The organism is uncultured Chitinophaga sp. (genome assembly GCF_937874145.1).
Classification (GTDB): domain Bacteria; phylum Bacteroidota; class Bacteroidia; order Chitinophagales; family Chitinophagaceae; genus Chitinophaga.
In genome coordinates, this window is the sequence record NZ_CALNBI010000224.1 from 1 (window position 1) to 11,778 (window position 11,778).

At 53.6% G+C, this 11,778-nt stretch carries 11 protein-coding genes; 5 read left to right on the forward strand and 6 right to left on the reverse strand.

The genetic code is table 11. The annotated features are described in order from the left end of the window. The 5 genes from Q0510_RS10775 to Q0510_RS10795 all read left to right on the forward strand — a co-directional run. A partial coding sequence (locus Q0510_RS10775; RefSeq protein ID WP_298711064.1) for an aminotransferase class V-fold PLP-dependent enzyme occupies positions 1-715 on the forward strand: 715 nt, incomplete at its 5' end. A gap of 11 nt (positions 716-726) precedes the next feature. Then, a complete protein-coding gene (locus Q0510_RS10780; RefSeq protein ID WP_298711067.1) occupies positions 727-1,155 on the forward strand; it encodes a SufE family protein in 429 nt (142 codons plus the stop codon). 6 nt (positions 1,156-1,161) lie between these two features. After that, the gene (locus Q0510_RS10785) at positions 1,162-1,470 is read left to right on the forward strand and encodes an SUF system Fe-S cluster assembly protein (RefSeq protein ID WP_298711070.1); all 309 of its coding nucleotides are present in this window, start codon (positions 1,162-1,164) and stop codon (positions 1,468-1,470) included. A gap of 53 nt (positions 1,471-1,523) precedes the next feature. After that, the gene (locus Q0510_RS10790) at positions 1,524-2,000 is read left to right on the forward strand and encodes a GAF domain-containing protein (protein WP_298711073.1); all 477 of its coding nucleotides are present in this window, start codon (positions 1,524-1,526) and stop codon (positions 1,998-2,000) included. Between the two features lie 141 nt (positions 2,001-2,141). After that, on the forward strand, positions 2,142-2,537 hold the full coding sequence (locus Q0510_RS10795; RefSeq protein ID WP_298711075.1) for a hypothetical protein: 396 nt from the start codon (positions 2,142-2,144) through the stop codon (positions 2,535-2,537). 329 nt (positions 2,538-2,866) lie between these two features. Here the strand turns inward: Q0510_RS10795 and Q0510_RS10800 are convergent, their stop codons facing one another. The 6 genes from Q0510_RS10800 to Q0510_RS10825 all read right to left on the reverse strand — a co-directional run. Beyond that, on the reverse strand, positions 2,867-3,460 hold the full coding sequence (locus Q0510_RS10800; RefSeq protein WP_298711078.1) for a hypothetical protein: 594 nt from the start codon (positions 3,458-3,460) through the stop codon (positions 2,867-2,869). A 20-nt stretch (positions 3,461-3,480) separates the two neighbouring features. Then, positions 3,481-4,596 (reverse strand): hypothetical protein, encoded by a 1,116-nt coding sequence (locus Q0510_RS10805; protein WP_298711080.1) that lies wholly within the window; start codon positions 4,594-4,596, stop codon positions 3,481-3,483. 2 nt (positions 4,597-4,598) lie between these two features. Further along, positions 4,599-5,828 (reverse strand): glycan-binding surface protein, encoded by a 1,230-nt coding sequence (locus Q0510_RS10810; RefSeq protein ID WP_298711083.1) that lies wholly within the window; start codon positions 5,826-5,828, stop codon positions 4,599-4,601. 23 nt (positions 5,829-5,851) lie between these two features. Further along, entirely contained in the window at positions 5,852-7,501 is a 1,650-nt protein-coding gene (locus tag Q0510_RS10815; protein ID WP_298711086.1) for a RagB/SusD family nutrient uptake outer membrane protein, read from the reverse strand. 20 nt (positions 7,502-7,521) lie between these two features. Beyond that, the gene (locus Q0510_RS10820; RefSeq protein WP_298711090.1) at positions 7,522-10,719 is read right to left on the reverse strand and encodes a TonB-dependent receptor; all 3,198 of its coding nucleotides are present in this window, start codon (positions 10,717-10,719) and stop codon (positions 7,522-7,524) included. Between the two features lie 199 nt (positions 10,720-10,918). Further along, positions 10,919-11,778, reverse strand: an 860-nt coding sequence (locus Q0510_RS10825) for a response regulator (protein ID WP_298711093.1), incomplete at its 5' end; no start/stop codon positions are given.

Here is an 11,778-nt window from a genome sequence, read left to right on the forward strand (position 1 = left end):
CATCGCCTGGGTGTCTAACACCATGGGCACCGTGAACCCCGTGAAAGAGATCATTTCCCTCGCGCATGAACAGGGCATCCCCGTGCTGCTCGACGCCGCGCAGGCAGCCGCGCACATTCCCATTAAAGTGCACGAGCTGGACGTGGATTTTCTCGCACTTTCGGGGCACAAACTGTTTGGTCCCACCGGCATCGGCATCCTCTACGGAAAGGAAAGCTGGCTGGAGAAGCTGCCCCCCTACCAGGGCGGCGGCGATATGATCAAGCACGTTACTTTCGAAAAAACGACTTATGCCGACGTTCCCCTGAAATTCGAGGCCGGAACGCCCGCTATCTGTGAAGCCATCGGTCTCGGCGCCGCCGTTGCCTGGGTGAACAAGATCGGCATCCATAAGATCCAGGCATATGAGCACCAGCTGACCGAATACGCTGTGGCTGCGCTGAAACAAGTGGAAGGCCTCCGCTTTATCGGGGAAGCCAAACACCGCAGCGGCGCCATTTCGTTCCTGGTGGGCGATACCCATCCTTCGGATGTAGGCGTACTGCTCGACCAGCAGGGCATCGCCGTGCGGACGGGCCACCATTGCACCCAGCCACTCTGCGACCGCTTCGGCATCCCTGGGACGGTGCGCGCATCGCTGGCCGTATACAATACCACTGCTGATATCGACAAGCTGGTGGAAGGTCTGCGGAAAGCCGTAACTTTGTTGGGATAAATCAAGACGACATGACAATCAAAGAGCAACAGGACAGGATCATTGAAGATTTCGAAGTGTTTGGCGACTGGATGGAGAAGTACGAGTACATCATTCAGCTAGGCAAAGACCTGCCGCTCATTGACCCGCAGTATAAGACAGACGACAACCTGATCCGTGGATGCCAAAGTAAAGTATGGCTTCATGCGGAACTGAAGGATGGAAAGCTTGTTTTTACGGCCGACAGCGACGCCGTGATCACCAAAGGGCTCGTGAGCCTGGTGGTCCAGGTACTGAGCGGCCATTCGCCGAAAGACATCGCGGAAGCAGACATTTACTTCATCGACGCCATCGGTTTAACCAGCCATCTCTCCCCCACCCGTTCCAACGGCCTGTTGTCGATGCTGAAACAGATCAAGCTGTATGCCGTTGCCTTTCAGGCGAAATCAATGCAAAACTGACGCAACATGGAAATAACGATGAGAGACCAGGTGGAAGAAGCGCTGCGCACGGTGTATGATCCCGAGATCCCCGTGAACATTTTCGACCTTGGACTGGTGTACCAGATCGAGGTGAAGGAAGAAGGCAAAGTGCTGGTCATCATGACCCTTACCGCCCCCGGTTGCCCCGTGGCAGGTTCGATCATGGAGGAGGTGAACCAGAAAGTATCCGCCATCCCCGGCGTTACGGATGCGGATGTGCGCCTCACTTTCGATCCGCCCTGGACGAAAGACATGATGAGCGAAGAAGCGAAACTCGAACTAGGATTTTTGTAAAAATGTTGAAAGACGCCCCTGCAAAGCGGCGTCTTTTTTTATACCCGAAAAATATGGCAGAAGATATAGCGATCATCAAAGGCACGAAAGCCGAACAATACGAAGCGCTCCTTCCCCAGATCAAAGCGCTGATTACCGGGGAGCCTGACCAGACGGCCAACCTGGCCAATATTTCCGCCGCGCTGAAAGAACAGTTCGGCTGGCTCTGGGTGGGATTTTACCTGGTGAAAGATGGTGAGCTCGTGCTGGGGCCTTTCCAGGGGCCGGTGGCCTGCACGCGGATACGGAAAGGCCGCGGGGTATGCGGTACGGCCTGGGATCGGGCGGAAACGCTGGTGGTCCCGGATGTGGAGGCATTCCCGGAGCATATTGCCTGCAGCAGCCTCTCCCGCTCTGAGATCGTGGTGCCGCTTATCCATCATGGAGAAGTGAAAGGTGTGCTGGATGTGGACAGCACCGATCTTAATACTTTCGACGAAACGGACAAACGTTATCTCGAAGAAATTTCCGGCTGGATTTTCGCATCCTGATAAAATTTTTACGTGCTTCTTTTCCGTACATTGAATGCGGTTGGATTGATGAATGAATTCGTCGATCCAACCGCATTTTTGTTTGTTCCTTGAAACCCGGCCATAGCCTGGTTCATATTTGTTGACCCAATTCAGATTAAAATGAACATCTACGATCAAATTGCCGAATGGGCTTTAAATGCCAAACGGACTCCAATGCAGAAAGCAGCATTGTTCCTTACTGTTTTCACTGGATCAATTATGTTGAACGACATCTTTGGATTTACTTTTTATTATAATTCACTGCGGAAAGTTGAGCAAATGACTAAACTAACCGCTATCATCAAAGATCCTGAAACCGATAGTACAGGAAGAATGCATGCGATAGCACTAAGGGAAAGACTATTAGAAAGGGAGTCTTATTCTTTCGTTTTCCTTGAACGCCAACGCACAAAAGGAAATCTATCCCAATGCCAGGAAAAGGACCAGACACCTACTATCGTACCAACAATAATAAAAGACATAACAAAGGACTCCATAAAAGATTTTATTTGTTAATAATTTCTTCAGTTGGAATATACCTTATTCTTATACCGATAATATTTTTCGAGGTAGTTTTTTTGAAAAAAAATGCACATACAAATGAAAGCATCACTGCCTACTACATTATTTTTCTGGTTCTTATGCTTGCTGCAATGTTCGTGCATACACTTCTAACGAATATCCCTGTTATTTGGGGGAGCCCTCTATGGAATTATTTATTGAATTTCCTTATTCAATCTGCAACTACTATTTTCATTCAAATGCAGTTATGGAAGTATCAAAAATCAAAACGCCGCTGAAAACAGCGGCGTATATGATTACATAACACGTAGCATCAAGTTATACTACTGACGCTCAACCACGATGAACACTACAGACATCGGCGGCAGCGCGAAGCGAAGTCCGTCCTTCGTTTTGGCGGAGAAAGCACGCACGCGCCCCAGGTCCGCCGGTCCGCCGGCTATGCCGGAAGGCCCGTTGCCATTGACAAATACCTTTCGGGAAAAATGGCTTACGCCCTCTCCGCCCGTCAGCTCGTACCAGTAACACCGCTCCCCTGCTTTGAAGTTCTTCAGGTCCAGCGAAACCGTTTGAGCGGTGGCGGCGCGGTTCACCAACGTGATGCCTGCATGGCCGCTGCTGAACGTGGTGGCGTAAGCGTTAATATTATGATTGGAAGCCGGCAGCGTAGTTTCCAACAACCGGTTGCCCACGCATTGCTGCAAATAATAGAGATAGTAAAACGCCGGGCGCGCGCTCCATTTATCCTCGCCGGAAGCGGCTTCGCCCTGGCTGAATAATCCATGGTCGTTCCCGTTCTCCCAGGCGTTGGCGAGATCCCATCTGCAGGCCATTCCAAATCCGTTCTTCAGCAACTCGCCGATCACGAGCACGGCATGCATGCCCGCCACCTGCGACACCATTTGCTGAGAACCCACCGCAAAAATGTTCAATTCCGTCAGCCATTGCGTTGCACCGTTGTTTTCAGGTGTTCCATCATCGCTTTGGAAACGGCTTCCGCGGAAGCAAGCACTTCCGGCGGGTTGGAATTGGTGTTGTACGGCGTGAAATAACTGTGTACGATGAAAAAATCGGCGGCAGCGCCCGCTTCCTTCAACACACCCGCATTCCAGCTTTTATCCGTAGCCGTGGCCCAGGTGGGCGGGTCGTGTTCCAGCAATTGGGCGCCGATCTGGATCGTATGGCCGATGGCCGCCGCCGCTTTCCGCATGGAATCCGCAAATATTTTCCAGTGCCGGCCATACAGTTCGCCAGTAACGAATTCCGGCTGTCCGTCGCGGTTGGCGGAGGGATCGATGCGATACCCCGCCTGCCAGGTGCCATTGCTTTCGTTGCCGATCTCCCAATACTTTGTCCTGCCTTTGTCGTACCGCACCCACTCTGCCGCCAGGTGCGCCGCGGCGGCAACAGGGTCCGGCCCCGTGCCATAACGCGCATAAGCGTAATTGACGGTGATCACGCCTTCGGTGCCGGTTTGCTGCAGCATCTTGTAATAATTGGCGATGCTCATCGTCCAGCCGTCGGTATTGCCGCCGAACCAGTAGCCTGCGGGCATGGTTTTACCGTCTGCATCGGTGAGCTGCAAAGGCGCATCGGCTGGGGAATTTCCCGGAGCCGCATTCCAAAAGTAAACACTGCTGAGGTTGCCCCCGGGAAAGCGCAGAAGGCGCGGCTGGAGTTGCTGGATTTGTTGCAGCAGCTTCGGCTCCGTCACCATTTGCGTCATGTAAATATTGGTGTTGTTGCCCAGTAATGTGGGCGGAATTTTCGTAAGGATTTTAGACGCATCCGCCGTGACCGTAACCTGCGCGGATGCCGGGAGAGCCTTCTCGTCGAAGGCTGGCGCCGTGAATGTCTTTTCCTTCCAGCCATCCATAAAAAAACCTATAGTTGCCGCTGTGGCCGGATCTTGCGGCGACACTACCGGACCGGTAGTATCGCCGCCGTCAACATCGCTGTTTCCGTTCACACGGTCGCCGGATTTCTTGTTGCAGCCAATCAGCGCGCAAACTATCATGCTCAGTAAACAGATCCCTCTTACCGTATTTTTCATTCCTATTTTATCTTGACGATCCTGAAATTGTCGAATGCTGCGTGGAAGAATGTGATGGGCTTATCGTCGGAAGGGCCCAGCCAGTATACAAAAGGCAATCCGCCATCTTCCAGTACGATGTCTGCCATCGAGGTCACTACATCACCCGTTCCGTCACCTTCCGGACCCGATTTCCGGATATTGTCAAGCGGAATCGTGACGGTCCTCCATTTGTTACCGGTGTGGAAAACGCTGCCGGGCAAACCATCCCAGGGTTTCCAGCGGATAACGAGGTTGTTGAAGCGGAACAGGCACACACCTGCCGTCCAGGGTTCCTTGGTATTGATCTCGAACTTCAGTGCGTATTGCTCTGTTTTGTTATTACGCTCCTCCGGGGTGAAGAGTACAACGGTGTTGAATTGACCTGTCCGGTTGGACTCCCACCAATTCCAGTTTCCATGCGGAATATCCCCGAAAATGTGCTCGAGGTAGAACCCTCTTGTGCCGGGGAATTTCACGGGATCATTGGTTCGGATAGCGCCCCAATACGGCCAGTTAAAACGTGGCTGCTCACCGGCTTCGCCACTATTCGTGAAGTTGCTGATCACATTCGTTTCCTGGTGGTTATTGATCGGACCATCGCTGTAAGCGGTGCCGATTTTCCCTACGATCGTGATGCGGCCGGTATCTCCCTGCAGGTCAGGCAGCAGGAATGCCAGCCGGTCGCCGGCGAAATTGCCTTTTGTTTCCGTAATCTCCCTTCCACCAGGCAGAATTACTTTTTCTACCAGCCACAAGGCGGCGCCGTGCACGATCATGGAATCTCCGGCAAATGCGTTCTCGTTTTCGATCCCGGAAATGGAAGGCGGCGGAATATTGAGCGTAAAACCATGCACCGCCTCGCCGCGCGGGGTAGTGATGCGGATTTGGTTGGGTACGTCCGGATCGGTTGCTTCGGTAGTTGCATCCCGCGGGATCGTCATGATAATGTGCGTATTTGTGTTGTACGCAGGATTAAAGTAAGATTCGAAATTATTGAACTTGACGCTGGTGGCCCCTTTCAGGTTTTCGCCCGTGATAAGGATCAGCGTTCCGGGGAAAGCTTCTACAAATGCGCTATCCATTTTAGCAGAATCCAGCATCGTTACGCGGTGGATGACCGGCGGGCCCGACACGCCGGCATCGTCTTTTGTACAAGCCGCCGCCAGCAACAGGAGAAATCCGGCCAGCAGTATGCGAATATTTTTAGTCATGAGAGTACGTTTTACAGGATGAATTAGAACTGGTAAGGAACAGGAGGTTTCCGGAGATTCGGCGCTGTGGTCAGTTCTACGGCGGGGATCGGAAGGAAGAAATTACCCTGGCTCACAGTAACTTTGATTTCTGTGTCCGCCGTAATAGTCCAGCTGGTTGCGAACTTCTCGGCATTCGGAATGATGTGGTAATCGCCGCGGTTTTGGGCATTGATCAGGTTAACCGCCTGTTGTGGCGAGTGATAATACATCCTCACCAGGTCGTACCATGCCTGGCCTTCAACTGCAAGCTCCAGTCTTCTCTCAATATAAATATCATTTCCATTGATCGCGTCTTTCTCTGCAACCCCGGCTCGCCGGCGCACTGCATTAAAATACTGCAATGCCTTCCCGTCGTTGGTAGTGGCGCTGTTACCCAATACGGCTTCCGCATAAATCAGGTACACATCTGCAAGGCGAAGCATGTAAGTATTCATTTCCGTCCTCATTTCGCCGATCTTCCCGTTATTGTCTTCCGGTCTGCCGACCACATATTTTTTCACCCAGGCGCGGTCGTTCCAGCGTTCACCGGCGTCCCTGTTCAGCCAGGGCACCTGTAACTCCTGAACCATCTTGCGGCCGGGGTTGGCGGGATCGTCTACAGACTGGTGGATATAGGCATAATGCATACCCGGCAACATGAATGTAGCTTTCAACCGTTTATCGTTATTCGCGTACAACAACAGCTGGTCCCATGAAGCGCCAAGATCACCGCCCCATCCGTCGTTGAACCCGGTGATATCACCGCTGTACGCCAGGAATGCCTGCACGCTGTTCTGCGCACCCCAGTCACCATCATATTTCCATTGCAAAGCAAAAAGGCTTTCGGAATTGTTGTTGTTCTTCATCATGAAGAGGTCTTCATAATTCTCCATCAACCTCGCCCCGCTGTTCTCGATTACGTCGAGGGAGAATTCTTTGGCTTTGTCAAGGTCTTCCTGCTTGCGCTGGCCGGTACCGCCGAGCCCCGCGCGGGTGAGGTACGCTTTGGCCAGCATCCCTTTTGCGGCCCAGCTGGTCAAACGCCCGGGCTGAGCAGGCGTGGGAGGTAAATTATCGACGGCGAACTGAAGATCCCGGACAATGAATTCCCATACGCTTTCCACGGTATTGCGCGTGATAGACGTATCTGTCAGCAAAGTATTGTTATCCGTAATAATCGGCACCGCTCCCCAGTTCTGCACGAGGAAGGAATAAGCCACCCCGCGCATGAAGCGCGCCTCGGCGATCGCCATTTGTTTAATGTTCGAGGGAACGGCGGGCCCGGTGTATTTATTCACGTTGTAGATAGCCATATTGGCCTGCGCCACCACGTTGAAGAACGCCGACCAGGAGCTGTACACCTCCGGTGTAACGTCGTTGGTTTCCAGGCGGATGTTCACCACCTGGTAAGAACCGGAAGTGAGAACGCCCGCACGCCCGTCGCCGATGCCGTGCGAGGCCTTATCGTTATAGGCAAACCAAACGATATTGTACAATGGCGCGGTACTGGCCAGCACCTGCTGGCTCGTCTGATAGAAGTTGACGTCCACGATCGCATCTTCTGGCGGACGGTTCAGGAAATCCTTGCTGCACGATGCAAACATTGTAATGCAGCAAAGGGAATATATATATCGGATGAATTGTTTTTTCATGATTCGGAATTTAAGGGTGCTTAGAAATCCACCGCCACGGCAGCGTTATACATACGGGTGAGCGGATAGCGGCCAGCGTCTACAGCGATAAGCTGGCTGTTGAGTTGTACTTCTTTACCCACATACGCACCTACTTCGGGGTCGAAGCCGGAGTATTTCGTGAAAGTGTGCAGGTTTTGCGCACCTATCGTCAGGCGGATGGAGCGCACCACGCGCTGGCGGCTGATCCATTCGGCAGGAATGATATATCCCAGCGAAACGTTCTTGATGCGGATGTACGAACCGTCTTCCACGAACACATCCGTAAACCGGTTGCCATTGCCATTCACATCGTTCCCTACAATTCTCGGCACCTGCGTCCCCGGATTCGCCAGGACATCGTTCCCATTGGCGTCGGTTCGGATGCGCGCATAGTTAAATGCGTCCGACATCAGGTTGCGGCCAAGGTTAATGTTGTTGGGATTGGCGTTCGTGTAGCGTAAATAGTTATAGATCTCATTCCCCGAAGCGCCGGTTACCAGCACACTGAGGTCAAACCCTTTCCAGGAAACGGTATTGGTAAGCCCGAATGTGAGCTTGGGCCAGGGGTTGCCGATGAAAGTCTGGTCCTGGGAATCGATGAGGCCGTCGCCGTTCAGGTCTTTATATTTGATATCGCCTACCCATACGCCGCCATCCTTTTGAATAGGCAGCGGGCTGCCGCCGGATTGCGTGGGGATGGCACTTTTACGGATCTCAGCTTCAGATTCGAATACCCCGTCAGCCACATAGCCCCAAAACATCCAGGGCGCCATGCCGATTGCGGAACGCGCCGTAAAATTATCCATATACCAGGCCGAGCGGTTGATAACGGCGGTTTCGGTATAGAACTTCGTGATCTTCGTCTTAAAAGAAGAGATATTGAAATTGGTTTTCCAGGTCAGGCCATTACGGTTGATATTGGTCGTATTGAGCGTAATGCCAAAACCTTTGTTTTCCATCGCGCCGATATTTACCACCGGCGCATTGATGGCGCCCTCGCCCTTTGTTCCCATGTAAGCCGGCATTGGGTTGGACAGGAGCAGGTTGTCCGTATTGCGGACATAGAAATCTGCTTCCAGCTGGATCCTGTCTTTCAGCAAACCGATGTTCAGGCCGATATTCCGTGTTTCGGTAGATTCCCATTTCAAGTCGGCATTACCGTATTGGCCTGTACGGAAACCTGCGCCCCAGGGGGTTGTCACTGATGCCAGGGAGCTGTACTGCGCGCCACCGCTGCCGCTATTGCCGGTAGTCCCCCATTCCGCGCGCAGTTTCAGATCGCTGATAATGTCTTGCTGCTGCATCCAGGGTTCGCGGATAATGCGCCAGGCTGCGGAAACCGAGGGGAAGTACCCCCAGCGGTTGTTCGCACCGAAGTTTGAGGAACCATCTGCGCGGCCCGCCACCTGCAGGATGTACTTATCGTCGTACGTATAAACAGCACGGCCGAGCCAGGACTCCAGCGCACCGGAGCTTTTCCCGCCGCCTGTCGTCTCGCCTTCCGTGTCGCCCAGGTTGATGGACGGTATATCGTTGCTGGCAAACCCGATACGCTGAATGTTGGAACCCTCATAGTTCCAGGCCTGCGCTTCGTGGCTCACCATCGCATTGATACTATGCTTGCCGATGGAAGTGTTGTATTGCAGGAGCTCGTTCAGGTTCCAGTAAAAGTTCCGGCTGTTGTTCACGGACATCGTCGCGTCTTCCCTGTTAACGACACCGAGGCGATAACTGGGCGTAAACTTCATCCCATCCGAAAACTCGAAGTTGCCGTTGAAGCTGGTCCGGAAGGTAAGGCCTTTCAGCAGCGTTACTTCTGCGGCAACGCCGCCCATGCCGCCTGTTCTTTTCAGGTTGTTGGTCACGAGGTTTGCGATGGCTACAGGGTTGAGGGGCGCATACATCGCATTCCCCCCGAATTCGCGGCTGGTAGCGCCGCCCCAGGTGCCGTCGGCGTTCTTCACGGCCACGTTCGGGGCCAGGTTGATGGCATTGCGGATCACGTCTTCACTGGTGGAAGAAAGTTTCTCCTTTATCTGGTAAAAATTGACATTGGTGTTAACCGTAAGCCATTTGAACAACTTGTTGTCCATATTCAGCCGGAAGCTGTAGCGTTTGAAATCGGATCCCGCGGCCACGCCTTCCTGGTCGAAATATTCGCCAGAAAGGTAATAACCGGTACGCTCCGTTCCGCCGCTTACAGTAAGCTGGTGCCGTTGCAGCGGTGCAGTACGGAAGAGCTCCTGCTGCCACCGGGTGCCTTCTCCCAATACGGAAGGATTCTTGAATTCCGCGGTGGGCGTGCGGTTGAGCTGCGCCGCTATTTCATTGTTCATGATGGCGAACTGCTGCAGGCTGAGTACCGGAACATCATCAGGCTTATCCTGCAGCGTATATAAATAGTTATATCCCACTTTCACCTGTCCCTGCCGGCCGCGCTTGGTCGTTACCAGCACCACGCCGTTGGTGGCGCGGGAACCGTAGATCGCGGTTGCGGACGGCCCCTGGAGCAACTCCATGGATTCGATGTCGTTCGAGTTGATCCCCGCCAGCGGGTTTGTGGAACTTGTATTACCATACGAAACGGTAGACGGCTGGATCTGCACCCCGTCGATCACGTACAGCGGTTCGTTGGACCCGGTCAGGGTGTTCACCCCGCGGATCACAACGGAAACGCCGCCGCCCGGCTGACCCGAGTTTTGGGTTACATACACGCCGGCGGCACGGCCCTGGAGCGCCTGGTCGATGGTGGTATTGACCGTCCGCCCGATTTCAGCCGCCGAAACGGACACCTGGGCGCTGCTCTGGTCGGTTTTCTTCATCTTGCCATAACCTACCACCACCACGTCGCTGAGCGTTTTGCTGTCGACTACGAGGGATACGTTATAAACAGATGCGTTGCCTACCCTGATTTCCTGGGAAGTCATCCCAACGAAAGAAATGCCGATGATGTCTCCCGCCTTCGCCTGGATGGAGTATTTCCCTTCGGCATCGGTGGCTACGCCCTGGGAGGTGCCTTTGATAGCTACGGTGGCGCCGGGTATAGGTTGCCTCGATTCGCGGTCGGTCACGATGCCGGTTATGGTGCGCCTTTGGTCAGGGGGATTCTGGGCAAGCACCGTAGCCTGCGCCAGCCATAGGCAGAGGAACATCCACCAGGCCGGGCCGGACTTGCCCGATAAACTGATTTTTTTCATACGTAGAATGTTAGTTTGTGGAATGAAATGCGCGTTACACTTTTGGTTGACTTTGTAAACATTGGGCTGAATTCTCAAGCCCGGGATAAAAGTATCCCGATTACCCCAGACACAGGGTACCGCATTGTTTAAAATACAGGTAAGGAATGTTGCCGCAGGAGGGTCAAAATGTTAATTCCATAGGTACGATTTGTTGCCTTCACTCCTTGCGCATAGCTGTGGCATAGGCTGATGGCAGCATGTGGTACGCCATTTTGAAGTAACGCGCGAAATATTTCGGGTTGTTGAATCCGACTTCATAAGCCACTTCCGCTATGTTCATTTCCGTTTTCAAAAGGAGGTCGGCAGCCCTGCGCAAGCGCACCGAACGGATGAATTCGATGGGCGGCTGTCCGGTAAGGGCGTAAACCCGTTTGTAAACAGAAACCCTGTTCATGTGCAGCTCCCGGCTGAGGGCTTCCACGGAGAAGTCGGCATCGGATAAATGCGTTTCCACGATTTCGAGGGCGCGCTGCATAAATTTCTCGTCGGCCGAGAGCTGTGCAGGCTCCGCATCTTTCGGGATGAGATATTGGACCGGCGCCTTCCGTTCCAGGAGGTTGCGCACGCGGGAAAGCATGATTTCGAAGCTGAAGGGTTTGACGAGATAGTCATCCGCCCCGGCATCGAGCCCTTCCAGCTGCACGGCCTCCTCTCCCATGGCGGTGAGCAGGATCACCGGGATCTGGCGGGTGCGGGCATTGCTGCGGATCTTGCGGCAAAGCGCCAGGCCGTCCATCCCCGGCATATTGATATCGCTTACCACGAGATCGGGCTGGGCCGACAGTGCCGCCTGCCATCCGGCTTCCCCGTTGGAGGCTTCCAGTACGTTGTAATATTCCTGGAGGTTTTCCTTGAGGTAAAAACGGAAATCTTCCGTGTCTTCCACCAGCAGGATCGTGGGTTTGCGCTTGCCCTTCCGGGGCGCGCGGTCGTCGGGCGATTTAGCCTGAGCGGGAACGACATGCACGGGCACAACGGTTTTGCCTTCGCCGGAAACCAGGTCGTAGGGTATGCGGA